This window comes from Vaginisenegalia massiliensis (genome assembly GCF_900604935.1).
GTDB classification, from domain to species: Bacteria; Bacillota; Bacilli; order Lactobacillales; family Aerococcaceae; genus Vaginisenegalia; species Vaginisenegalia massiliensis.
Map to the genome: position 1 here is coordinate 39,158 of NZ_UWPC01000010.1, position 23,988 is coordinate 63,145.

A 23,988-nucleotide genomic window follows, 5' to 3' on the forward strand; every position below is an offset into this window, starting at 1 on the left:
AAGAAAGGCGATAAAAAAAATGGAAAGAATTTTATTATCATCTCCCCATATGAGTCAAGAAGGGTATGAACAAGCGTATATTAAAGAAGCTTTTGATACTAACTGGATAGCACCGCTTGGTGCCAATGTGACGAAATTTGAAGAAGACTTGGCTCGAATGGTTGGGATTGATTATGCAACGGCCTTGTCTTCGGGGACAGCGGCTATTCATTTAGCTTTGAAAAATATCGGCTTGCAACAAGGCGATATTGTTTTTTGCCAATCATTAACTTTCTCAGCTAGTGCAAATCCAATTTGTTACGAGAAAGCTACACCTGTCTTTATCGACTCAGAGCCAGAAACATGGAATATGGATCCTGAAATGCTCCGCAAAGCTTTTGAAAAGTATACGCCAAAAGCAGTAATTGTGGTTCATTTATATGGGATTTCAGCCAAAATTGATGAGATTAAAGCTATTTGCCAAGAACATAATACTCCGCTAATTGAAGATGCAGCTGAAAGTCTAGGAACTATCTACAAGGGAAAATGGACAGGAACCTTCGGGGATTATGGCATTTTTTCATTCAATGGAAATAAGATTATTACGACTTCTGGTGGGGGAATGCTAGTTTCAAATAATAAGGCGGGTATTGAAAAAGCTACTTTTTGGGCAACTCAGGCACGTGAGAAAGCACGTCATTACCAGCATGAAGAAATTGGTTACAATTACCGTTTAAGTAATATATCAGCTGGAATTGGCCGAGGTCAATTGAAAGTTTTAGAAGAACGAGTGGAGAAGAAACGATACATCTATCAACGATACGTGGAAGGCCTAGCCGATATTGAGGATATTGAAATGATACCTGATCATGATTATGAACGATCAAATCACTGGTTAAGTGCTATGTTAATTGGGCCTTCTAGTTCAGTTACCCCCACTATGGTAATGGATGTACTAGATAAAGAAAATATTGAATCTCGACCAGTATGGAAACCAATGCATTTACAACCTGTCTTTGCTGATTGTGATTATATTGGTGGTCATGTGGCTGAAGATTTATTTAATCGTGGTTTGTGTTTGCCTAGTGATTCCAAGATGACTGATCAAGATATTGACCGTGTTATTGCGACTATTCGTTCATTATGGGATTAAGGAGTCCATCATGAAGCTATATCAGCACTTCCTTAAACGTTGTCAGGATTGTTTTCTTGCACTTATTGCGGTGATAATATTGAGTCCTCTCTTAATTATCGTTGCCTTATTAGTTAGAACTCAACTGGGTAGTCCAATTTTGTTCTCTCAAGAGCGTCCAGGCTTGAATGGGAAGATATTCAAAATGTATAAATTTCGGTCAATGACTGATCAACGAGATTCACAAGGGCAATTGCTCCCTGACGAGGTAAGATTAACACTTTTCGGGAAAAAATTACGGGCTAGTTCTTTGGATGAGCTGCCTGAATTATTTAATATTATAAAGGGAGATATGGCGATTGTGGGTCCGCGTCCTTTATTAGTTCAATATTTACCACTCTACAGTCAAGAACAGATGCGACGGCATGAGGTTAGACCCGGTTTAACAGGCTATGCTCAGGTAAATGGGCGAAATAGTCTTACTTGGCAAGATAAATTTAAACTCGATGTACATTATGTCGATCATGTTTCATTTATTCTTGATTGGAAAATTATTTTTCAAACAGTCCTAAAGGTTTTTCAGAAAGATGGCATAAATTCAGATACTTCTTCAACTATGGAAATATTTAGGGGAAATGATGATGAAGGATAGACTTGTGATTATTGGAGCTGGCGGTCATGCTAAAGTATGTTATGAAATTGCAAAATTATTGAATTGTTGGAGAAATATTATATTCTTGGATGATTGTTTAGAAAATAACTATTTTCATATCCAAGGACCTATTTCGAATTACAAATATTTTCTTGAATCAGATTTTTTTGTTGCAATAGGAAGTAATGAGATTCGCAAAAAATTCATTACAATCCTCGAGGAGTCAGGAGCCAGTTTAATTAAGCTAGTTCACCCGCAATCAATAGTAAGCGATTCGGTTTCTATCGGCGCGGGAAGTGTTGTAATGGGCGGAGTAGTTATAAACGCGTGCTCTAAAATTGGTAGAGGCTGTATAATTAATACTGGATGTACGATAGATCATGATTGTAACATTAAAGATTTTGTTCATATATCACCAGGGACAAATGTTTCTGGGAGTGTGCAAATTGGCTGTCTATCTTGGTTGGGAACAGGCACTACTGTAATTAATAATATTGAAATTTCAGAAAAAGTAATTATTGGGGCAGGTTCAGTTATTCTAAAAAATATTAAAGATCAAGGTACTTATGTGGGACACCCGTGTAAAAAGATAAAATAGTTAGGAGAATAATTGTGTCGAAAATAATTATTATAAATCATTATGGTATAACACCAGAATTTCCGGGTGCAACAAAGCATTATGAAATCTCAAAATATTTTTCGGAATATAGTGATTATGATATTGAATTTTGGATTTGTGGATTTAATCATCACACAGGAAAAAATCATGATAATCTAAAAGGATTTAAATTGCAAAGCAAAGAAAAAACAGAAAATTTTCATACTGTTCGAATTAAAAGTACTCCGTATAGAAAAAGTGCATTAGCCAGACAGATTAATATAACTGTGTTTGACATAATCACTGCAATTAAGATTCTATTTTCAAAAGATGTGGAGTTAGTATTGTTGAGTTCACCTCCAGTTGGGATATTTAATACGTGGGCAATTAAATTGAAACATATTAAATTGTTAGCCGACATTGAAGATCTTTGGCCAATGTTTCTAATTGATATGGGTTTGAAAAATAAATTTGCCATTAAATATATGGATTATTCAATGAATGAATTATATAAGTTGGCTGATCAAATCATTGCTGTTTCCGATGGAATGGTGAACTTTGTTAAAAGTAAGGTCTCACAAAAGGATAAAGTTACACTTGTTCCGTTAGGTGTAAACTTAAACAAGTATGAAAATAAGGAAAAAAAGATTGAGCTAATTAAAGGGAACCCATGGGAAGATAAATTAAAAATAATGTACATTGGTGCACATGGAAGGGCGAATGATTTAGGCTCAGTTATTAATACGATAGAAAGATTTAATAAATTACAGGATAATTATGATGAATTTGCTTTTGTGTTTATTGGTGACGGGGATCAAAAAAAACAATTGATAAATCAAACGTTGCAAAAACATTTATCAAATGTTTTTTTTGAAGATGCTATTCCTAGCGAATTAGTTGCTGATTATTTATTACATGCAGATATTTGTTTAACCAATTTAAAGAATATTGAAAGCTTTAAGTTGGTAAGACCAAATAAATTATTTCAATATATGGCACTTTCAAAGCCTATAATTTGTGGAATCGATGGGGAAGCGAGACAAATTGTTGAAGAAGCTAACGCAGGTAGTTATATAAATTTTGATGGTTCTGTAGAGGCAGCAACAAGGCTAGCAGATATTTTAAATGATTCTATTAAATTCGAGCAACTAGGTGAGAATGGTAATGAATATGTTCATAAATATGGTGACAGAGCTAAAATATTCAAAAATTTACTAGACTTAGTCACTAACATGATAAAGGAGTAAATAAATGCGATGATTGCATTAGTATTTGTTTCTGAACTTAAATATTGCCCATATCTTAGAAAATATGTTGATTTTCTTGATAAGAATGGATTAGAATATGAAATTCTGTTTTGGAATCGAGAAGAAATAGAAGATGGGTATCCAAGTAATTATAAAGCATTCACTCACTATTCGAAAAAGAAAAAGAGTCCATTTAGAAAAATCAGTGATTTTATTAGGTTCAGATGGTGGCTAAAAAAGAATTTGGACAGTTCTAAATATTCACAGATAATTTTTTTGTCAACACTTTCGGGAATGCTCCTCTTTGATGTTGCAATTAAAAGATTTTCAAATAAATACATCTTGGATATTAGAGATTTTAGCTATGAACATTTAGCGATTTTTAGATTTTTTGAAAAGAAGTTAGTAGAAGATTCTTTTTCTACATTTATATCTTCTAGAGGTTTTATTGAATTTTTACCATCAAGTAAAAAGTATTTACCCGTACATAATTTTAATAGAAGTGAGCTAAGCTACCAAAAACCTTTTGAAAAAAACATAGAAACACCGGTAAATGTGGTATTCATTGGTGGAATTCGATATTTTGCACATCAAAAATTACTTATAGATAAGCTAAAAAATAATTCTAACTTTCATATGATTTATCATGGATCAGGGATTGAGTTAGATATATATAAAGAATATTGTAAGCAAAACGGGATAAAAAACATTGAATTCACAGGTGCGTATAATAATTCGGATAAATTTAAGCTGTTGGCGAATGCTCAAATACTAAATAATAGCTACAGTACAAAGAAAATCTTAGAAACAAAATATGCAATTTCAAATAAGTTTTACGACGGAATTATCTTTGGATTACCTCAAATAGTTGAATCTAACTCATATAAATCTGAAATAGTTTCAGAGTTTAAAATGGGAATAAAATTTAATGAAGATGATGAATGTTTTGCTGAAACGTTATTTAAGTATTATGATCAAATAGATGAAGATGAATTTAATAAGAATAGAGAAAAATTGCTTAATAGTATAGTAGAAGAAGATGACATATTTTATGATGTGTTGGCGCAATTTATTAGAAATGAGGATTTAAATGGAAAAGATTAAACTATTATTTGTTTCAACATATCCATTGGATAGTAGTTCATCTGCTTCTGTAAGAAATACTGCTTTGCTCGATGGTTTAGTGAAGAATGGAGTCGAAGTTTATTCGTTAACAAGAACACCAGATAAAAAAAATTCTATTCAAGGTGTAACGGAGTTTTATTTTTCTGATAACAGTAATCTTGTATACAACATCTCAAAAAAATTTCGACCGAAAAATCATTTGATGCTGAAACTTAGAATTTTTTTGTCTAACTTATATTCAAAAGGACAAATATATGATAATCAACGAATGCTTTTGAATGATTTAGATAAATTAGTTTTGGAAGAGACAAATTTTGATTATATTATCAGCTCATCTGATTCTAAAGTTGCACATAAGATTGTTGAACAATTATTAGCTAACAACCGTTTAAAAGCCCGAAAATGGATTCAATATTGGGGGGACCCTTTTTTTGCAGATATTAATGGGAAAAAAGGGTTGGTTAAGAGAAAAATCTTCAAAGAAGAAGATAGACTATTAAATCTAGCAAATATCATTTTATATACATCACCGGCCACTGTTGAAGAACAAAAAAAATTATTTAGTAAATATGCAAGTAAAATGCTATTTATTCCAACACCATTTCTTGATTTGAGAGAAAAAGAAACGAATAATAACATTATTAATGTTGGATATTTTGGATCATATTTTAGTAAAGATAGGAATATTCTACCCTTTTATTCTGCAGCAAAAAAATTGCCTAATATACAATTTACAATAATGGGGCCAAGTAATCATGATTTAAAATCTAGACAAAATATTCTCATAAAAAAAATGGCAGAGCGTAATGAAGCGGTAAAAGAAGAGGATAAAATGGACTTGCTAGTTTGTATAGGAAATAAAGGAGAGTCAAATCAAATTCCAGGCAAAATTTTTCATTATGCCTCAACAAATAAGCAAGTTTTGGTTTTATATGAGAAAAATGCAAAAGATGTATATTCTTATTTTAATCAATATGATAAATATATTTTTTTAGAAAATAATCAGGAAAGCATACTAAGTTTTTTTGAAAATTATTTACCTAAGCAAAATTCTCCTTTATATGAGTTTAAGAGCGATCGAGTAGTAAAAGATTTGTTAAATAAAATTGAAAAATTTGGGTGATTATGTGGGGTATGATTTTTACTTCTTATTATTTTTAATAGTAGGTATTATTATTCAAAGTGTAATATGGAAAAATGAGAAAATTTCGGCGTTCTTCGTTTTGTCGACAACTTTTGTGTTCTATTATGTGTTCATTCCAGTTGTATTATTTCTGTTTAACAACAATGATGTATTTAAAAATATGAGGTTTACTACTCAATTTATCTATGCGTCACAAGCAGAGTATGGAAATTTCTTCTATGTTGTTTTTTTATCGTATTTAATAATGATTTCTGTTTATTTTTTTAATAGAGTTCTTCGGAAACAGTTTGGCGAAATGATTGTAAAGAAAAAATTCTCAGAAAATATTGAGAAGATTATCTATAATTATGGATGTTTTTTCTTTATTGTTGGTGGAGGATCAGTTATTTTGTTCTTCTATAGTATGGGTGGAATAAGGGAAGCGCTTGAGGCTGCTGATGCGCTAAGATATGCAGGAACAGATTCCTCTCAATATTATGGCCCACTGACAGCTATTTTTAGAATGCTATCTTTTTTGGTAATGGGAGCAGCATATTGTTTTAAATCTCACTATGATTTGACCAAGTCTAATTTAAGTCGTATTCTTTTTATTATTTCGTTTGGTTTAGCTAGTATATATTTGATTTTTAATTCTGGACGCTCAACAATAATTTTCTTTTTATTCCCATTTATTCTGAGTTATGCCAAAAAAAGGAATATCAATTTAATTTTTATTTCGTGCGTTGTCGTTATTGTTGCGATTTCAACTGCTCAAGTTTTTGACGTTATTTTATATCAAATTTCCCACGGAGGAATAAATACTGCACATATTAATTCTTCAATTTGGGATAATATTAACAGTGCTATTAATGACTTTTCTTTTCCGTCTGCAAATATAATTAATATTGAAAAAATGAACAGTATTTTTGGGCTAAGAAATGGGAAAGACTATATTATTTGGATTTTAGATATCATTCCAACTCGAGCGTTTAATATGTTGGGGATTACTTTACCAGATTATCAGACATTAAATTTTGAAACCTCAAATTACTTTCAGAGTATTAATCCCTTGCTGATGGGGGGCGTTCCAACAGATTTTATTACAACTGGTTTAAGACAACATGAAATGCTAGGACTTATCATAAATACTTTAGTGTATGCCTTATTTGCTTTACGAGTAGATAAATTGGTTAGAAGTTTTGATTTGAATTTAACGGTTATTTTTGCAAGACTTCAAATTTTATTCTTTTCCTTTATCTCGAATAATGATTTAACAGATATTGTTCGGGGAAATTTGTTTATATTTATCATGTTAATAATGCTTGTACAAATAGATCTATACAGTAATAAAGTGAATAGATCTAATCATTCAATAGAATGAAGAAAGTAGGATAATATGAAATCAGTATTAATAATAGGGGATGTTAATCATCCCCTAATCTATCAATTGTATAAAAGAATACATGAAAAAAAAGATATAGATATTGATATTCTGAGCTTCGAAAAGAGTTATTATAGAAACACTAAATATTTTCGAAACTTGTATTTAATTCCATCAATGGGTCAGGATAGAAATTTTTTTAAAAGAAAGTTTGAACAAATGGCGTATTTGCTGACCCTAAAAAATGTTATTAAGAATTTACCTAAATATGATTCCATTCATATTCACTATTATAATCCTATATATCGATACATTATTTCGATTTTAAGAAGAAAAACGGATAACTTAATCATTACTATTTGGGGCAGTGATTATTATAGGGTTTCAAAAAAACAACTTAATATGAATTCTAATGCATTTAATTTAGCTGATAAAATTACATTTACTAATGAGAAAACGTTAGATGATTTCATCAAAAATTTTAATATAAGTTTAAATAGATTGAAAATTACAAGATTTGGATTAGAAACCCTTGACTATATTGATAAAATTGAAAATAGCTCAGAAATGCAAAGCAAAATATCTTTCTTTAAGAAAAAATATCACATTCCCGAAAAATTAAAAGTTATTACCTGTGGATATAACTCAAGTCCAGGACAGCAACATGAACTTATCTTAAACGCAATTAATAAGTTGCCACAAGATTATGCTGAAAAGTGTGTATTTTTATTTCCTCTGGCATATGGAGATAATGTCCATAAAGAGAAGATAAAGGAAATAATACGGAATATTGGTAGAAATATTTTGGTCTTAGAGGCCTTTATGGTTGAGGAAGAGTTAGCAATTTTAAGATTAATATCTGATATTATGATTAATATTCAAGTAACTGATCAATTAAGTGGAAGTATGCAAGAAACATTGTATGCAGGAAATATAGTGATAAACGGGTCTTGGTTACCCTATGATATTTTTCATAAGAATAATGTTTTTTTCCTAAATGTGGATAATCCTATTCATCTGGATAAATTAATTTGTTCTTCAATTGAAAAATATGATGATCTAAAAAATATGGTAAGAAATAACAAAAGCTATATTCGAAGTTTATCTGGTTGGGATGAAAACTTAGAAGACTGGTACAATTTATATCTTGGTAATAAGGATGATAATGATGGTGAAACTATTGATTAAAAAAATATAAGAAAGTTATCTAAAAAAGAAGTAATTCCAAAATATAAAATTGGAAATGTAAAACATCATAATTCATTAATCGATACATTGGTACCACAATGTGTAGAAATAGGAGACAATTTTATATCTGCACCCTATTCAATAGTTTTAGCACATGATGCAAGTACTTTTTTTCATTCAGGAAAATATCGAGTTGAAAAAACTATTATTGGAAATAATGTATTTCTAGGTGCACATTCGGTGGTACTACCAGGTGTTAAAATTGGAAATAATGTCATAGTTGGAGCAGGTGCAGTAGTTACGAAAGATGTACCTGATGATGTTGTTGTTGCAGGCAATCCTGCGAAAATATTGAAGACAGTTGCTGAGTACATTAATGATTTAGAAAATAAAGGTGTTCTAATTGAGCCACCAAATTCATTTGAAAAAGTGTTTAGAAACGAAAGACTAAACGAGAAAGATATACTAGAATTCCAGTCTGCGGTATTGAAAGGGAAATCATAAGATGATAAATAAACTGAAAAACATTATTTCTGATTATTCAAGAAGGGGAGGATTTCATATTCTACTTTCATCGATAATCAGCAATATCTCTGGGCTAGTTTTGACAATTATCATTGTACGTATCTTGAGTCAAAATGAATATGGAGAACTGATGTTTTTGCAGTCGTTTGTTACTGTCTTTATTCCATTTGCTGGTCTGGGATTAAATTATTCATTATTAAGATTTGGGGCAATTGCAAAAACTGAAAATGAAAAGAATAAAATATTTTCTTTATGTTTGAAATATGGATTCATTAGTTCATTAATTATTAGTGCAGTTTACTGTTTAGCTGTAATTTTTGGAAATGTAAAAATTGTTACAACAAATTATTTAATAGTTCTTAATGCACTGTATTTGATAACATATTTTCTAAAAGAGCTCTCACAGTCTTATCTAAGAATAGTGCATAAAAATAAACAATTTGCATATAGTAACATTGTTTTTTCTTTATTGGTTTTAATTTTAGGAGTTGCAGGAACATATTTTTTAAATCAAGAGGGTTTTTTAATAGCAAGATTCATAGCTCCATTGATTATTTTTATGGCAATAATTTATGTGGTTAAACCACATAAATTGCAAATTGAATATCAAGAGAATTTAGAAATAAGAGAAATGATAAAGTATGGTGTTTTTGTTGGTTTAGGAAGTATGGCGAGTAGTTTAATGATGCAAGTTGATACTCTGGCATTAGGATTTATGTCAATTTCTGCAAGTCTAATTGCCATGTATAAAGTTGCATGCCAAATACCATTAGCCGTACAGTTTATCCCAGCAGTTATTTTGACAACAGATTTTGTTATGATATCAGAGAATTATTTGAATGGTTCTTTTTTAAAAAAGTATAGAAAAAGATTATCTTTAATTTTATTAGTTGTATCATTGATAATAGGAATTATTATTTTAATATTTGGAAACTATATTATTGTTATGTTGTATGGAGATAATTATGCGCAAGCTTCTAACGTGCTAAAAATTTTAACTTTTGGTGTTGTTTGTGATTTTGTACTTAAAATCCCAAATGGAAATATTTTGGCTGCTGTTGGAAAGTCCAAATGGAATGCAATATTATCTTATGTTGGATTAATAGGTGACATTGTTTTAAATATTCTTTTTATTAAAATGTGGGGTTGGTATGGGGCTGCTATTTCGACAGCGTTAATGTCTGTAATAGTGGGGTTGATTAGCTTCTCTTTATGTACGTTTTATATTAATTCGATTAATAACAATAAGAGTGCTACATAGTTTGTAATAGATTGTTGGTTGGCAATGTCTATTGGTTTTAAGCATACAAATACATATGATGAGGTGATCTTGTGAAAAAAATTATGGTTTCCTTTGGAACAAGGCCAGAAGCGATAAAGATGTGTCCATTAGTAAAAGAATTAAAATCACGTGAAGATGTAGAGTTAGTGGTTTGTGTAACTGGACAACATAAGGAAATGTTACAACAAGTACTTGATGCTTTTGATGTAGTTCCTGACTATAACTTAGCAATTATGAAGAGTCAGCAAACTCTATTTGATGTAACAATTAATATTTTAGATAAAATGAAGGAAGTATTAATTAAGGAAAAGCCAGATATTGTATTGGTACATGGAGATACATCTACAACTTTTGTTTCTAGTTTAGCTTGTTTTTATTTACAGATTCCAGTTGGACATGTTGAAGCTGGACTTAGAACTTATAATATTTATTCGCCATTCCCGGAGGAGTTTAACCGTCAAGCAGTTGGCCTAGTTGCTAAATATAATTTTGCACCTACTGAAACCTCAAAACAAAATTTACTCAATGAAGGAAAAGACGCTAATAGTATTTTTGTTACAGGAAATACCGCAATAGATGCCTTAAGTACTACGGTTAGAAAAGACTATTCACATGAATATTTAGAGTGGGCAGCAGATAGTAAATTAATACTCATCACAGCGCATCGAAGAGAAAATCTTGGCGAACCAATGAGAGCAATGTTCAGAGCAATAAACAGAATTATTATGGAAAATCCAGATACAAAAGCGATTTATCCTATTCATATGAATCCAATTGTACGAAAAGTAGCGGATGAAGTTTTTGGCAATAATGATAGAATCAAAATTATTGAGCCTCTTGAAGTGGTCGACTTTCATAATTTTATGGCAAATTCATATTTAATTTTGACAGACAGTGGGGGTATTCAAGAAGAAGCTCCTGGATTAGGAATTCCTGTTTTAGTTATGAGGGATACAACTGAACGGCCTGAAGGAATTGCTGCTGGTACGTTAAAATTAGTTGGAACCGATGAAAATAGAATTTATGAAGCTTTTGATGAGTTGTTAAATAACAACGAAATATATGAAAAAATGAGTCGAGCATCTAATCCGTATGGAGATGGGACTGCTTCAAAACAAATTGCTGACATTTTATTAAAAAATTAGTTATGAGGGATTGGAAATTATTTTCAATCCCTAAATGTGTGGAAAAATGTACTAGAATAGTTAATTTTTATGTTTATTTTTTTATGAATCTTTTCTTTGTGTTTTTGCTGTTTTTAATTAAATAACTGATGCGAACCAATTAATTTGTAGTCGATCAAGAAATTTTTATTCAAATTATTCAGCAAATGAATGTGGTAAATTCTCAAGTTTTTTAGTATTTTATTTGGCATAGACAGTAATGGAATTTGAATGTTAAAATATTTGTAATGAATTAATAATGATTAATTAAGGAGAAAAATATGATAAATGTTATTGGTTTGGGATACATCGGGTTACCAACTGCGTTAATGCTAGCTGCGAATGGAAATGAAGTTGTTGGAACAGATATATTACAAAAAACAGTAGAAAATCTTCAACAGGGAAAACTTACATTCGAAGAAAAAAATTTGGACACTTTATTTAAAAAAGCAGTAGATAATGGAATACAATTTTCAACCAATTATCAAGAAACTGATATGTATATTATTACTGTGCCTACCCCATATGATTTAAAGACAAAAAAGATTGATCCAAGTTATGTAATTGAAGCAGTTAAAACAACTGTTCAAAATGCTAAGAATAATTCAATAATTGTAGTAGAATCTACTGTTTCTCCTGGAACACATGATAAATTTGTAAAACCTATTATTCATGACGCACAAAAAATTTTAGGAAAGACATTACATTTGGTTCATGCGCCAGAACGGATTTTACCTGGTAATATGGTCTATGAATTGGAACATAATTCTAGAACGATTGGTGCGGATGATATTGAAGCAGCAAATAAAGTCAAAAAACTTTATGAAACTTTCTGCAAGGGAGAAATTGTCGTAACTGATATTAGATCTGCTGAAATGTCAAAAGTAATTGAGAATACGTTTAGAGATGTTAATATTGCTTTTGCTAATGAGTTAGCAAAAATTGCATCATATAATGATATGGATGTTTATGAGATTATTCGAATCGCTAATAAACATCCACGGGTAAATATTTTAAACCCTGGACCTGGAGTAGGAGGGCACTGTATTTCTGTCGATCCATGGTTTTTAGTGGGGGATTTTCCTGAGCTAACAAAACTTATTAAAATCTCTCGGGATATAAATGATTCTATGCCGACATATGTATTAAAAAAAATACATGATATTATGAAAGAAAAGCAAATATCAGATATTTCTAGAGTAGGTTTATATGGATTGACTTACAAACCAAATGTTGATGATGTTCGTGAATCTCCTACACTACAGTTACTTGAAAAGCAAAGAGAACATTTAGCTCCAGAATTAAAAGTATTTGACCCATATATTAGTAAAAAAATTGCAGAAAATCAGTATTTTAATTTTGAGGAGTTTTTAAAGGACATAGATTTGGTGGTAATTATGGTTGCTCACGAACATATTAAGCAAAACAAGGAACTGCTGAATGAAAAAGTAATTTTTGATACTCAAAATATATTTGAAAATTCAGAAAAAGTTTATAAATTATAGTATTCTTAGGTAGAATACATAACTATAATGTTAAAATCTTCAGGAGGGTCCTATGAAAAAAATTCGTAAAGCAGTTATACCTGCAGCAGGTTACGGGACTGGCTTTCTACCGGTTACTAAGGCGATTGCCAAAGAGATGTTGCCCATTGTAGATAAACCTGTTATTCAATTTATTGTTGAGGAAGCAGTCGCTTCAGGAATTGAAGAAATTCTGATCATTACGGGTAAATCAAAACGGCCAATTGAAGACCATTTTGATTCTAATATTGAATTAGAAGAGAACCTAGAATCTAAAGGTAAAGTTAAAATGCTTGAGATGGTTCAATCGATTACCCAAGCTAATCTTTTCTTTGTTCGCCAATCATATCCCTTAGGTTTGGGTGATGCGATATATCAAGCCAAAGCCTTTGTCGGAGATGAACCGTTTGTCGTGATGCTAGGCGATAATATTATGGACAGCGAAACGCCTGTGACCAAGCAAATTATGGATCTTTATCACGAGACTGGAGCACCGAATGTGGCTTTAGTTGAAGTTGAAGCAAAAGAAACTCGTAAATATGGGATTGCTGATGTACAAACAAGCTCATCCCATAAGTTGGCGGAAGATGTCGTACATATCAACCATTTTGTTGAGAAACCACAGCCTGAGAAAGCACCAAGTAATTTAGCCATTGCAGGTCGTTATGTCTTAACACCAGAAATCTTTGATTTATTGGAGAATTTAGCACCTGGTTTAGATGATGAAGTTCAATTAACTGATGCAATTGAACAGTTAAATGAGTCTAAGCGAGTTCTAGGTAAAGTCATTGAAGGCAAACGCTATGATGTGGGTAATCCAATGGGTTACATGCAAATGAGCATTGAATATGCTCTTAAACATCCGGAAACAGCTGAAGATTTTAAACAATACCTTATTAGAATGAGCAAAGAATTATCCGAATAATTATAAATTAAAAGATATTCCTCTAAGGAATATCTTTTTTTGCTAGGAGATAAGAATGAACCCAATAATGTAATAAAAAAATTGAAATAATAAAATGGAACTCAGTTTATAGCGGTTATTTATAGATGGTTACGTTGATATTGTCGTAACCGCTTGATAGGTCGGGCTTGGAAAACCCCTTATCAATGCCCAGATGGCGGAGTCTAATTGTGAACATGGGCTTCGCTGTCCCCCTTTGTATTTTAATCATCTTCTCGAAGGGGAAATTAAGAAAACGCCAAATCCTAGCGACGGTTTGGCGTTTTTCTATTGGTTTGAGGATTAAAGAGGGTCGGAGTCTTTCTTTAATCCTTTTTGTCATAATGAGGATAGTTTTCTTGATAGAAAAGAAGTGATTCCCGGAGTGTATCTTGATCTAAGGCAAACTGACTAAGATAGGCAGAAGTTTGAGCCATTAACGGCTGACTTTTATAGTGGAAATAAGTCAGGATCGTATTAAAAGTCAGAAATTCTTTTAGATGCTTAATCTGAATTTCAAAAGGGTCCTTTAGGTGTTTGATGTCGCTGGTGAAAATAGGTGGATAGTCAGAACGGTGCATATAATAATGCGGTAACTTAGCTTTATCATGTTCGGCAATGGCATAGTAGCCCCAAGCTTTCATTAAGATATAGGCGTAATGAATTTGCTGGATAATATAGGCCTGATTTTGGGTCAAACTAAGCTTTATACTTGTTGGTTGGGTATCTGACGTTTGATAGACAAAGTCTAGGATTAAATTTTTATCATGGCGCAATGGCGGAAAGGGGACGCCGTCTTCATGATGAGGCGTAAATTTTTGACAGGCTCTTAGATTGAGCCAATGGCCGCGACGACCCAAGTCTGAATGAGGAAGCCGCATGTAAGCATGGCCGTAATATACAAAAGGGAAGCTATCGTGGCAACGATTGGTACAAAGCCGCAAGAATCGTTGCCAGTATTGGTGACGATAGCCTAGCTCCATGAAGCGACTTTCAGCTAAGCGGTGAGTTGTTTCTTTGCATAAGTAGAGACGGCCTTCTTGGGTGAGCATTAAGCTAGCGTATTGATTAGAATAAGATTCAATATTTAGTAGTAAAAGGAAATCCTGACTACAAATCAGATTGAATGGGGCCTCGGTGGCCGAATGGATGAGTTGAGGTAGCCAATCACTTGGGTCTTCTTGAAGATATAGATGTAATTGCTTTAACTGTTCATATTCAATATCAGAATGGTGAGATGACATAATAATAAACTCCTTTCATAATAAAGTGACTAAAGAGTAAAATATGTCAATTTCAGGACAAAATGGCAACGTCCAGATATTAGACGAAAATATGGATGACTTTGCCGTAACCAAGTCTGGTTAGGAAAAGCTGTTAACCAAATCATCGCTGCAATCTCCTTTCTAATCATTATTTGTGAACAAATATAGTTTAGCACGATCATGCAAAATATAAAATGTTTTCTTTAAAATAATAAATTTTAGTTACAAATTATTTTAAGAATTTGAAAAGGGGATAATTTTGTTATCTAGCTTCAATAGGCAAAATCGGAGTATAACAGTTGATGCAAGGCCTTGTAAATTTAAACTACGGAGTGAATTTACATGGAAAATAATCAATTTGTCTCCACGGAAGAGGCTATTATTCAACAATACCGTCCGTTAGTCTGGTCATGTTTACGCAAAGCAGGTATTGATATGAAGCGATTTGATTATGACGATTACCTCCAGATTGGTCTTCTGGCCCTCGTTCAAGCAGCGCGGACGAGCCAGACAGATCCTCTGGTTCCACCCTATTATCAATTCTTAGCTTATGCCAGACGGCAAATTATGTGGAAACTACGTGACCAACAACGACGTTCGATTCCGCATGAACAAGCTGAGCAATTGGCTGAAAGTATACCCGAATATGGCGATGATGGAGGGCTCCAGCGTTTAGAAGATACCCTGGTGGATCAAGATTTAATTCGCTTTCTATTAAGTAAATTAGCAGCAGAGGATCGGACCTTCTTAGCTTTTCTGATGCTTCATGGCGAGGAAAAGATAGCCTGTCAAGCGCAGCTATTAGGAATTTCACGCAAAACCTTCTATCAACGTCGTGCCAAGTTAGCTAAAAGGATTCGCCCTCTACTTGAACAATGGGGGTAACACTTTCTAAGATTTGCTCGTCTTTATAGGTGTAAGCTAGTTTACAAGACATCATTTTAAGGAGGAATACAAGATGGAAACAGCATTTGATCGCGCAAGTTTGGAGGTCTTCTATCAAGAAGGTCCGGATAAGGTCGGCCGTTTAACGGTTAAACATTTAAAAGAAGGGGTATCTGAGGCAACAATTGGTCAAATCAAAGCGGCTCTAGATAAAGTTGTCAAAGATATTACCGGAGACGTTATCTTAGTGAATCGCACACGTTACAGCCAAGTGGAAGGAGCATAATAGATGAGCAAAGTTTTAAATTTAACATTTCGAGCAACCGATGGTAAGACCCATAGTATGACGATTGCTAATCCTATTGAGAATTTAGATCAAGCTACGGTCGAAGCCATGATGGATCAATTAATTGCAGCGGATGCCATTTACGATGATCAGGTCAAACTCTTCAATGAAAAAGTGGGTGCCCGCTACGTTGAAACGATTGCTAGTCCAATTTTTGAAGTGACGGGCAAGTAAGTTCTAAGCTAACCCAATAATTGGGTCTCTCACTCGACGTTTATGAAGAAAGAGGTCCTAAACACTCACAGTGTTTAGGGCCTCTTTTTTGTCGATTAGTTAAGGGATTGGGCTAATTCGCGCTTCCATTGGTCGATGCTAGGAGCGTTCAGGGCAAAATCAAAATCTTTAAGGTTGATTTGGACGATGACTTCTTGCTTTTCTTTGCGGACCATCAAGGTCATGTTGGCTTGGTCAGGACCGAAATACCAGAAGTAAAGAGTGTGACCAGGATTCATTTCTAAGTCATTTTTTATGACTTGAACTAAGTTTCTTTGTATGTCACTTTGGCAATTAAAGATTTGACCATAAGGATGGTCAGTCATAAGATTGGCTTGATACCAGATGTGAAGACTATCATCGTATTGTTCTTTAGCAAGTTGTTCCATGTTAACGCTCCTTTAATTTGAGGATGGTTTTATTTAGTTAGAGTATAGCAGATGGCCAACAGGTCGAACAGTCTGCAGTTTGAAAGGGGCTTCCTTTTTGATTGGGAAGAAGCTAGTAAATATTAGGAGTCTAATCATGATATGATTAGCTTAGATAAAGTTAGGGGAGTGAGATGCATGGAAATCATCAGTTATTTTGAATCGAGTAATCCGTCAGTATGGCTCAAACAACTGGCTAATCTTGAATGGCCACCTAGTCGCCACTTGAGTCAAATGATTGGCGAGGGAGAATTTTATCATCGACTCGGTCAAACGAGTCAGTTATTCTTATTGGTAGAAGATCAATATTTGATAGGCCATTGTACCCTATCTGAGCAAGATAATATCTCTGATTTAAGTCGTCAACCCTGGATTGGGTATGTATATGTTCATCCTGACTATCGCGGGCAAAAATTATTTATGCATCTTTTAGCATATGCTGAGAGTTGGGCTCGGCAAAAGAGCTATAATCAAGTCTATATTTCTAGTTCGCACCAAGGACTTTATGAGCAATATGATTATCAGGTTATCGATCAGTGTTTAGATAATAAAGGGCGTCCGACTCAAGTTTTTTGTAAAAGCTTAGACTAAAGTTGGACGTGCATCTGTCCGTGGACGTGATAAAATACAGGTAACAAATCTAGCCATCAAAGGGGTCCTATTCATGAATTTAGTTATTTACCAATCGCGCTATGGTCATACTCAACAATACGCCGAATGGATTGCCCAAGAATTAACCTGTCCACTTAAGACCTTTAAAACGGTGACACTGGCTGATATCGAAGCAGCTGACACTATTATCTTTGGTAGTGGGGTTATGGCAGGTCAATATAAGGATTTAGGCAAGTTTATCGAGTTGGTTAAGCAGTATCCAGACAAACATTATGCCTTCTTTAGTGTGAGTATTACTGACCCAGCCAAAGCAGATAATGTTGCTTTCTTAACGAAACAAATTAATCAACGCATAGAGTTAGGGCTTCAAGAAAAGATAAAATATTTCTTCTTCCGGGGCGGGCTAGATTATGAACGAATGAATGGGTTGCATCGTCTAATTATGCGAGTAATGATTGGTAGTCTGAAGAAAAAGCCGGCTTTATCACCCGATGACCAACGTCTAGTGGATACCTATGGCAAGCGACTAGACTATCTTGATCGCCAGGCCATTGCCCCCTTGTTAGACTATGTTCATCAAATGAACCATTAGTATTTCCATCGGGAAAATCAGACAATTAATAGAGTCATTTTGGCGACTGAATTCCGCTTCTCTTAATGGAGATTGCAGAGTTCGGTCGTATTTTTTCTTAGCAAAGTTAAGCTGGGATATTCAGTGGGGAAGGAGAATGAAATAATTGACAGGGCATTTGACTGGTGGTACTCTATTTATGAAAACGCTATCATTTTTGATGGGAGAGGAGAGCTGAGCAAACATCTATAGCGAAAACCCTGTTGTGACGGTGAGGTTATGGCAAGTCTTAGTCAAACAAAGAAGGGGGAGGTAGTATGACAGTTGAATTGATTGACGGCGTTCAAGTTCTTAAGACAGATATGATTATGACGACAGCGATTGCTGGGGTCTTATTAATTTTAGGGTATTTTATTCGGAGTCGAGTTAAACTTTTTGAGCGTTTATGTATTCCAGCAGCTGTTATTGGCGGTTTTATTTTGGCCTTTTTATTAGCATTTCTGCGTTCTGCCAATATTTTACAGGTAGAGATGGATACAAGCCTGCAATTGCCTTTCATGTTAGCTTTCTTTACTTGCGTTGGCTTTGGTGGTTCCTTTAAACTGCTCAAAGCGGGTGGACGGTTACTCATTGTTTATTTAGTTGGAACTTGGTTATTAGCCGTCGTTCAAGCAGCCGTAGGGATCTCCTTGGCTAAAGTTTTGGGAATCCAACCGGTCTTAGGCTTGATGGCTGGGACCGTCTCGCTAGTTGGCGGTCATGGGAATGCAGCCGCTTTTGGCCCAGTTGCCGAAGCAGCTGGTGTGAGTGGGGCAACGACGGTTGCGGTCGCCTCAGCGACCTATGGTTTGGTAATGGGTTCCTTACTGGGCGGACCTGTTGGTGACTGGTTAATTAAACGAAACAAAGTTAAGATCGAAACGAATGAAGAAGGGTTGCAAAAAGTAGATTCGCAAGAGGTACAAACGCCGATATCGAGTACTTTATTCTTACATCACTTATCATTAATATTCGTTTTTATGGCTTTTGGAACGGTCTTTTCGGCTCTAGTAGGACTGTTAAACTTGAAGAATTTTGCTATCCCATCTTATGTGGGTGCTATGTTCTTAGCGATTCTATTTAGAAATATTAATGATAAACATCAATTATTCGAGTTTGATGCGCGTATCATTGATTTAATTACCGATATTGGTCTTGGTTTCTTCTTAACGATGGCGATTATGACTTTGAAAGTCTGGGAATTAGTTGACTTAGCTTTACCTCTAATTGTGATCTTACTTGTCCAAACGGTTGTACTCTTCTTCTTTGTCGTTCTGCTCTTATTCCCTGCATTGAAGAAAAATTATGATGCCGGTGTATTATCGGGCGGCTTCATGGGTTGGGGCCTAGGAATTGCGGCGACAGCGGTTGTCTGTATGTCAGCTATTTGTGAAAAGTATGATTTACGGTCAACAAAGGCCTTCGTGATTGCACCTCTATGTGGAGCGGTCTTCGTCGACGTCTTCGCTATTCCAACTATCATTACCTGTATCTCGATGTTCTCGTAGTGACATTTGTAAATTAGAGTTAATTAGGAATATTTTGAGTTACTGGAAAAATCAAAAAATGAAAATGCCATGATTAATTCAAAGCGAATCTAAGTTAAAAATAACTAGTTCTTATAGAATTGGACAATATAAACTTAGACGCATTGATTAAATCATGGTTTTTTATTTATTCATCTTGGATAATGAAAACCTCAAATTCATTACAAAGGAGTGTAAGTGTGCTAATATTGAAAAAAATACCACTTACTCATTTATAGGAGCATATAAATCACCTAAATAGCTTGACCTAATTTTCAAAAAGACTGATAAGCTAATTAGCAGAGGTAAAGAAGGTAATTGAGAAACTATTCTGCATGGAACTATAAAATATATCTATTAACTATAACTTTAGATAAAAGGATAAAAGAATGATATGAATGAAATTAGTTTTTTGAAGTTAAGAAATAAATTAAGTGAATCTGAAAAAGTGATTTTTGATTATTGCATTCAACATCGTAAGGACTTAGATGCTTTTACGATACAGTGCTTATCAAAAAAATTATTTGTTTCTCCTGCTAGTATTTCTAGAATGGCTCAAAGATTAGGTTTTTCTGGATATAAGGAGTTTAAGTATACTTTATTGTTTTTAAATACTAAGGAGATTCCTATTTCGGATAGTTTTACTTCTTTGGTAAAAGATTATCAACTTTTAATACAAGAAAATTTGTCGGGTTCTCTTTCGCAGCTAAATGATGAGCGCATAAATAAATTTCAAGAGTTAATTTTGAAAGCTCAAAATATTGAAGTGTTTGCTGTAGGAGGGTCTTGTGTGAATGGACAAGACTTTTCTCGAAAATTACAAAGTCTAAATCTTAATATTTTTGCTAGAAAAGATTGGGATGAATTGGTTCGAGTGTCTCAAAATTTGAAAAACAAAGATTTAGCAGTATTCTTTAGTCAGTCAGGACAAACAAAATTAATTTTGGATTGTGCTAAAAATTTGAATAAGAATAATGTATCAATTATTTCTTTTGTTGCAAATAAAGATGCGACATTACTATCACTATCTAAATTAGGCTTTGTATGTCCTTGTATTTATCATTATAAAAATGACGCGGATCTTAGTTCTAGGATTATGTTTAATCTTGTAAGTGATTTATTAATATGGAAACTTGCTGAAAATATTTCCTAAGTATGGAAAAAATTTTCGCAAATCATGAAAACGATTACTTGTGCTATTTTATTGACTATAATGTAAGTAAAGGAGATGAGTTTATTGAAGACAAAAAGTAGTAAAATGGAATTTTTCCAAGGGTTAGGTAAAACATTTATGTTACCAGTTGCATTATTAGCTTTTATGGGCTTATTGTTGGGGATTGGAAGTTCATTTACTAGTCCTGCAGTTATTAAGCAATTACCATTTCTTGGCAATCCAACTTTGCAACTATTCTTTAGTTTTATTTCTACTATTGGGGGATTTGCCTTCTCTTATTTACCAGTTATGTTTGCTATGGCTATTCCTTTAGGATTAGTGAGAAAGGAAAAAGGTGTAGCCGCATTTGCTGGATTTGTAGGATATACAGTAATGAATCTAGCTATAAATTTTGTCCTAAATGCTCGAGGAATGCTTGCTAATGAAGAACAATTAAGAACTTCTGGTCAAGGTATGGTATTTGGTATTCAAACCCTTGAGATGGGAGTATTAGGTGGAATTATTGCGGGATTGATTGTTTATAAGCTTCATAAGCGGTTTTATAGAATTCAACTTCATGATAGTTTTTCATTCTTTTCTGGTGTTCGCTTTGTACCTATAGTTTCTTCGTTAGTTCTAGCACTAACTGGATTAATTATTCCGTTTGTTTGGCCTTTATTTGCTACCGGAATTGCGTTAATTGGTATCGCAATTCAAAAATCAGGTGTTTTTGGTCCATTCCTATTTGGTTCAGGAGAGCGGTTATTATTACCGTTTGGATTACATCATATATTGGTAGCCATGATTCGATTCACACAGGCTGGAGGTACGGAAACGGTTGCTGGGCATGAAGTTTCAGGAGCATTGAATATTTTTTATGAACAATTGAGTAAAGGTGTTCCTATTTCCCCCCAAGCGACTGCCTTTTTGTCTCAAGGTAAAATGCCGACATTTATATTTGGACTTCCTGCGGTAGCCTTAGCAATGTACCATACTGCGGCACCAGAAAGAAGGGCTTCCATTAAGGGATTGCTTCTTTCTGGAGTAGTAGCTACTGCTGTAACAGGAATTACAGAACCAATTGAATTTTTATTCTTATTTGTTAGCCCTCTTTTGTGGTTCTTCCATGTTGTTATGACTGGCTTAGGATTTATGGTCATGTCTATGTTGGGGGTGACAATTGGTAATACTGATGGCGGAATCTTAGATTTCTTGATTTTTGGTTTACTCCAAGGAAATGGAACTAAGTGGTATCTTGTTATTATTGTGGGACTGTTTTGGTTTGCAATTTATTATTTTGTATTTAAGACGGTAATAATAAAGAAAAACTTGCCGACCCCTGGCCGTATAATAAAATATGAAGATACAATTTACTCTGAAGAGGAATTAAAATCTAAAGGTAGTAGTCAATATGATGCAGAAGAAATTTTAAAGGCATTAGGGGGTAAAGAAAATTTAATATCTTTAGATAACTGTGTCACACGATTACGATTAGTAGTTGAAGATGATTCTCGAGTGAAAGATGAAAAATTAAAAGAATTGGGTGCGCTGGGTGTTGTTCATCTTGATACACAAAATATACAAGTAATTATAGGAACAAAGGTAACAACGGTTCGTAACGAATTAGAAGAGTTACTCTAAGGTAGGGATTATATGGACTTTAATCAAATAATTGATCGACGGGGGACATACTGTACTCAATGGGATTATGTGGCTGATCGCTTTGGACAGGCGAATCTATTACCTTTTACTATTTCTGATACTGATTTTTTGTTACCAAAAGAAATAATAGAAATACTTCATCATCGGGTCGACCATGGAGTTTTTGGTTATAGTCGATGGAACCATGATGATTTTAAAAATTGTGTCAAAAAATGGTTTGATGATCAATTTGATGCCAAAATTGAAAGCGAATGGATTACATATAGCCCAAGTGTCATTTACGCGGTATCTCAACTAATCAAGATAAAGTCTGAGGTTGGCCAAGGAGTTATTATTCAAACTCCGGCTTATGATGCTTTCTTTAAAACAATTAGGCAGAATGATCGATTAGTTGTTGAAAATCCACTAATTTATACGGACGGGAAATATTTTATAGATTTTGTTGATTTAGAAAAATTAATGAGTAAAAAAGAGAATAGAATATTGTTATTTTGCTCCCCGCATAATCCTTCTGGACGAGTGTGGACAAAGGATGAATTAGATAAAGTAATATCTTTATGTAAGAAGTATGATGTCTTCCTAATTTCGGATGAAATTCATATGGATATTGTTAGAAAATCTTTCAAGCATATACCTATAACTGAAATGATTCAAGAAAACGTGGCTTTATTGACGTCTGGATCGAAAACATTCAATTTTGCCGGCTTACTATTTTCTTATCTTTTGATTCCGGATAATGAAACTAAAGAATTATTTTTAATTCAGTTAAAGAATGCAGATGGACTTTCTTCCCCAAGTGTATTAGGAATGTTAGCAACTATGACAGCTTATTCAAAATGTGGTAGTTGGGTTCAGGACTTAAATGAATACATTCAAAGTAATGAATTATTTGTAAAAAAATTTTTGAAAGAGAATTGCCCGTGCATTGTTCCTGTAAACTCAGAGGCTACTTATTTAATGTGGTTGGATATTTCAAAAATGAGAGTTGAAATGAATCAGCTGCAAAATTGGTTAGTGAATAAAGGAAAAGTTGCTATTATGAACGGAATTGTTTATGGGGGTAATGGAGAACAATTTTTAAGACTAAATATTGGATGTTCAAAGGGGAAAATAGAACAAGGGTTATTGCGGTTAAAAGAAGTTTATAACTCTCTAATGTAAGAGATATACATAATAAAGAAGAGGACTATTTATAAAATGATAATAAGTCATTTTTAATATAGCTTCATGTAAAAAATAATATCAAATGTTTTAATGAAGAAGCGTCTGAGAATCGCCTAAGATTTTCAGACGTTTTTTATTACAACGTAATAAAACCACCCGTTTTACGGGTGAGCTGCCAAGAGCTTTAGCGTTAAAAACTCCTTTCGATTATACTTAAATGTGGCTACCAACCGCATTAAGATCGAAAGGAGTTTTTCTATGTC

General features: G+C 33.5%; 24 protein-coding genes. 22 read left to right on the top strand and 2 right to left on the bottom strand.

Features of this window, described 5'->3' with window-relative positions; genetic code table 11:
• Positions 1-19 precede the first annotated feature (19 nt).
• The 13 genes from EIH20_RS07105 (at position 20) to galU (ending at position 13,843) form a co-directional block, all read left to right on the top strand.
• Positions 20-1,132 (top strand): DegT/DnrJ/EryC1/StrS family aminotransferase, encoded by a 1,113-nt coding sequence (locus EIH20_RS07105; protein ID WP_124059158.1) that lies wholly within the window; start codon positions 20-22, stop codon positions 1,130-1,132.
• 10 nt (positions 1,133-1,142) lie between these two features.
• Entirely contained in the window at positions 1,143-1,763 is a 621-nt protein-coding gene (locus EIH20_RS07110; protein ID WP_124059160.1) for a sugar transferase, read from the top strand.
• Positions 1,753-2,361, top strand: coding sequence for an acetyltransferase (locus EIH20_RS07115; protein WP_124059213.1), 609 nt, complete (start codon positions 1,753-1,755; stop codon positions 2,359-2,361). The genes EIH20_RS07110 and EIH20_RS07115 overlap by 11 nt, the downstream gene beginning before the upstream one ends.
• Before the next feature lie 14 nt (positions 2,362-2,375).
• A complete protein-coding gene (locus EIH20_RS07120) occupies positions 2,376-3,608 on the top strand; it encodes a glycosyltransferase family 4 protein (RefSeq protein WP_124059162.1) in 1,233 nt (410 codons plus the stop codon).
• 9 nt (positions 3,609-3,617) lie between these two features.
• Positions 3,618-4,712: a glycosyltransferase family protein gene (locus tag EIH20_RS07125; protein ID WP_124059164.1), complete on the top strand. Its 1,095-nt coding sequence runs from the start codon at positions 3,618-3,620 to the stop codon at positions 4,710-4,712.
• Entirely contained in the window at positions 4,699-5,856 is a 1,158-nt protein-coding gene (locus tag EIH20_RS07130) for a glycosyltransferase family protein (RefSeq protein ID WP_124059166.1), read from the top strand. The genes EIH20_RS07125 and EIH20_RS07130 overlap by 14 nt, the downstream gene beginning before the upstream one ends.
• Positions 5,857-5,983: 127 nt before the next feature.
• Positions 5,984-7,237 (top strand): O-antigen polymerase, encoded by a 1,254-nt coding sequence (locus tag EIH20_RS07135; RefSeq protein ID WP_164470903.1) that lies wholly within the window; start codon positions 5,984-5,986, stop codon positions 7,235-7,237.
• A gap of 15 nt (positions 7,238-7,252) precedes the next feature.
• On the top strand, positions 7,253-8,425 hold the full coding sequence (locus EIH20_RS07140) for a glycosyltransferase (protein WP_124059170.1): 1,173 nt from the start codon (positions 7,253-7,255) through the stop codon (positions 8,423-8,425).
• An 87-nt stretch (positions 8,426-8,512) separates the two neighbouring features.
• Positions 8,513-8,929, top strand: a complete 417-nt coding sequence (locus EIH20_RS07145) for an acyltransferase (RefSeq protein WP_241152409.1) — start codon at positions 8,513-8,515, stop codon at positions 8,927-8,929.
• Between the two features lies 1 nt (position 8,930).
• Positions 8,931-10,211, top strand: a complete 1,281-nt coding sequence (locus EIH20_RS07150; protein WP_124059174.1) for an oligosaccharide flippase family protein — start codon at positions 8,931-8,933, stop codon at positions 10,209-10,211.
• Positions 10,212-10,282: 71 nt separating this feature from the next.
• Entirely contained in the window at positions 10,283-11,377 is a 1,095-nt protein-coding gene (gene wecB / locus EIH20_RS07155; protein WP_206424116.1) for a non-hydrolyzing UDP-N-acetylglucosamine 2-epimerase, read from the top strand.
• A 299-nt stretch (positions 11,378-11,676) separates the two neighbouring features.
• Entirely contained in the window at positions 11,677-12,900 is a 1,224-nt protein-coding gene (locus EIH20_RS07160; protein ID WP_124059176.1) for a nucleotide sugar dehydrogenase, read from the top strand.
• 52 nt (positions 12,901-12,952) lie between these two features.
• Positions 12,953-13,843: a UTP--glucose-1-phosphate uridylyltransferase GalU gene (galU, locus tag EIH20_RS07165; RefSeq protein ID WP_124059178.1), complete on the top strand. Its 891-nt coding sequence runs from the start codon at positions 12,953-12,955 to the stop codon at positions 13,841-13,843.
• 344 nt (positions 13,844-14,187) lie between these two features.
• Here galU and EIH20_RS07170 read toward each other — a convergent pair whose 3' ends face one another.
• The gene (locus EIH20_RS07170) at positions 14,188-15,105 is read right to left on the bottom strand and encodes a hypothetical protein (RefSeq protein ID WP_124059180.1); all 918 of its coding nucleotides are present in this window, start codon (positions 15,103-15,105) and stop codon (positions 14,188-14,190) included.
• Between the two features lie 363 nt (positions 15,106-15,468).
• Between EIH20_RS07170 and EIH20_RS07175 the strand changes: the two genes are divergently transcribed.
• The 3 genes from EIH20_RS07175 to EIH20_RS07185 all read left to right on the top strand — a co-directional run bounded on the left by EIH20_RS07175 (position 15,469) and on the right by EIH20_RS07185 (position 16,531).
• A complete protein-coding gene (locus EIH20_RS07175; RefSeq protein ID WP_124059182.1) occupies positions 15,469-16,011 on the top strand; it encodes a sigma-70 family RNA polymerase sigma factor in 543 nt (180 codons plus the stop codon).
• A gap of 73 nt (positions 16,012-16,084) precedes the next feature.
• Entirely contained in the window at positions 16,085-16,297 is a 213-nt protein-coding gene (locus EIH20_RS07180; RefSeq protein WP_124059184.1) for a hypothetical protein, read from the top strand.
• Positions 16,298-16,300: 3 nt separating this feature from the next.
• Positions 16,301-16,531 (top strand): DUF2922 domain-containing protein, encoded by a 231-nt coding sequence (locus EIH20_RS07185; protein ID WP_124059187.1) that lies wholly within the window; start codon positions 16,301-16,303, stop codon positions 16,529-16,531.
• A 95-nt stretch (positions 16,532-16,626) separates the two neighbouring features.
• Here the strand turns inward: EIH20_RS07185 and EIH20_RS07190 are convergent, their stop codons facing one another.
• Positions 16,627-16,959: a hypothetical protein gene (locus EIH20_RS07190; protein WP_124059189.1), complete on the bottom strand. Its 333-nt coding sequence runs from the start codon at positions 16,957-16,959 to the stop codon at positions 16,627-16,629.
• Positions 16,960-17,136: 177 nt separating this feature from the next.
• Between EIH20_RS07190 and EIH20_RS07195 the strand changes: the two genes are divergently transcribed.
• The 6 genes from EIH20_RS07195 to EIH20_RS07220 all read left to right on the top strand — a co-directional run bounded on the left by EIH20_RS07195 (position 17,137) and on the right by EIH20_RS07220 (position 23,722).
• Positions 17,137-17,589 (top strand): GNAT family N-acetyltransferase, encoded by a 453-nt coding sequence (locus EIH20_RS07195; RefSeq protein ID WP_164470904.1) that lies wholly within the window; start codon positions 17,137-17,139, stop codon positions 17,587-17,589.
• A 73-nt stretch (positions 17,590-17,662) separates the two neighbouring features.
• Complete coding sequence (locus tag EIH20_RS07200) at positions 17,663-18,202, top strand: flavodoxin domain-containing protein (RefSeq protein WP_124059193.1); 540 nt, start codon at positions 17,663-17,665, stop codon at positions 18,200-18,202.
• A gap of 296 nt (positions 18,203-18,498) precedes the next feature.
• Positions 18,499-19,728 carry a sodium/glutamate symporter gene (locus tag EIH20_RS07205; protein ID WP_124059196.1) on the top strand — a complete coding sequence of 410 codons (1,230 nt, stop codon included), beginning with the start codon at positions 18,499-18,501 and terminating at the stop codon, positions 19,726-19,728.
• 412 nt (positions 19,729-20,140) lie between these two features.
• Positions 20,141-20,899: a MurR/RpiR family transcriptional regulator gene (locus EIH20_RS07210; RefSeq protein ID WP_124059199.1), complete on the top strand. Its 759-nt coding sequence runs from the start codon at positions 20,141-20,143 to the stop codon at positions 20,897-20,899.
• A 75-nt stretch (positions 20,900-20,974) separates the two neighbouring features.
• On the top strand, positions 20,975-22,540 hold the full coding sequence (malX, locus tag EIH20_RS07215; RefSeq protein WP_124059201.1) for a maltose/glucose-specific PTS transporter subunit IIBC: 1,566 nt from the start codon (positions 20,975-20,977) through the stop codon (positions 22,538-22,540).
• A 12-nt stretch (positions 22,541-22,552) separates the two neighbouring features.
• Positions 22,553-23,722, top strand: a complete 1,170-nt coding sequence (locus tag EIH20_RS07220) for a MalY/PatB family protein (RefSeq protein ID WP_124059203.1) — start codon at positions 22,553-22,555, stop codon at positions 23,720-23,722.
• The last annotated feature ends 266 nt before the right edge of the window (positions 23,723-23,988 follow it).

Bases quoted from the DNA above. Each gene is read 5' to 3' on its own strand.
- EIH20_RS07185 (WP_124059187.1), top strand. From the start codon at position 16,301: ATGAGCAAAGTTTTAAATTTAACATTTCGAGCAACCGATGGTAAGACC.
- EIH20_RS07180 (WP_124059184.1), top strand. From the start codon at position 16,085: ATGGAAACAGCATTTGATCGCGCAAGTTTGGAGGTCTTCTATCAAGAA.
- EIH20_RS07175 (WP_124059182.1), top strand. From the start codon at position 15,469: ATGGAAAATAATCAATTTGTCTCCACGGAAGAGGCTATTATTCAACAA.
- malX (WP_124059201.1), top strand. From the start codon at position 20,975: ATGAGTTTATTGAAGACAAAAAGTAGTAAAATGGAATTTTTCCAAGGG.
- EIH20_RS07160 (WP_124059176.1), top strand. From the start codon at position 11,677: ATGATAAATGTTATTGGTTTGGGATACATCGGGTTACCAACTGCGTTA.
- EIH20_RS07220 (WP_124059203.1), top strand. From the start codon at position 22,553: ATGGACTTTAATCAAATAATTGATCGACGGGGGACATACTGTACTCAA.
- EIH20_RS07105 (WP_124059158.1), top strand. From the start codon at position 20: ATGGAAAGAATTTTATTATCATCTCCCCATATGAGTCAAGAAGGGTAT.
- EIH20_RS07205 (WP_124059196.1), top strand. From the start codon at position 18,499: ATGACAGTTGAATTGATTGACGGCGTTCAAGTTCTTAAGACAGATATG.
- galU (WP_124059178.1), top strand. From the start codon at position 12,953: ATGAAAAAAATTCGTAAAGCAGTTATACCTGCAGCAGGTTACGGGACT.
- EIH20_RS07200 (WP_124059193.1), top strand. From the start codon at position 17,663: ATGAATTTAGTTATTTACCAATCGCGCTATGGTCATACTCAACAATAC.
- EIH20_RS07150 (WP_124059174.1), top strand. From the start codon at position 8,931: ATGATAAATAAACTGAAAAACATTATTTCTGATTATTCAAGAAGGGGA.
- EIH20_RS07130 (WP_124059166.1), top strand. From the start codon at position 4,699: ATGGAAAAGATTAAACTATTATTTGTTTCAACATATCCATTGGATAGT.
- EIH20_RS07115 (WP_124059213.1), top strand. From the start codon at position 1,753: ATGAAGGATAGACTTGTGATTATTGGAGCTGGCGGTCATGCTAAAGTA.
- EIH20_RS07140 (WP_124059170.1), top strand. From the start codon at position 7,253: ATGAAATCAGTATTAATAATAGGGGATGTTAATCATCCCCTAATCTAT.
- EIH20_RS07195 (WP_164470904.1), top strand. From the start codon at position 17,137: ATGGAAATCATCAGTTATTTTGAATCGAGTAATCCGTCAGTATGGCTC.
- EIH20_RS07210 (WP_124059199.1), top strand. From the start codon at position 20,141: ATGAATGAAATTAGTTTTTTGAAGTTAAGAAATAAATTAAGTGAATCT.
- EIH20_RS07110 (WP_124059160.1), top strand. From the start codon at position 1,143: ATGAAGCTATATCAGCACTTCCTTAAACGTTGTCAGGATTGTTTTCTT.
- EIH20_RS07125 (WP_124059164.1), top strand. From the start codon at position 3,618: ATGATTGCATTAGTATTTGTTTCTGAACTTAAATATTGCCCATATCTT.
- EIH20_RS07170 (WP_124059180.1), bottom strand. From the start codon at position 15,105: ATGTCATCTCACCATTCTGATATTGAATATGAACAGTTAAAGCAATTA.
- EIH20_RS07190 (WP_124059189.1), bottom strand. From the start codon at position 16,959: ATGGAACAACTTGCTAAAGAACAATACGATGATAGTCTTCACATCTGG.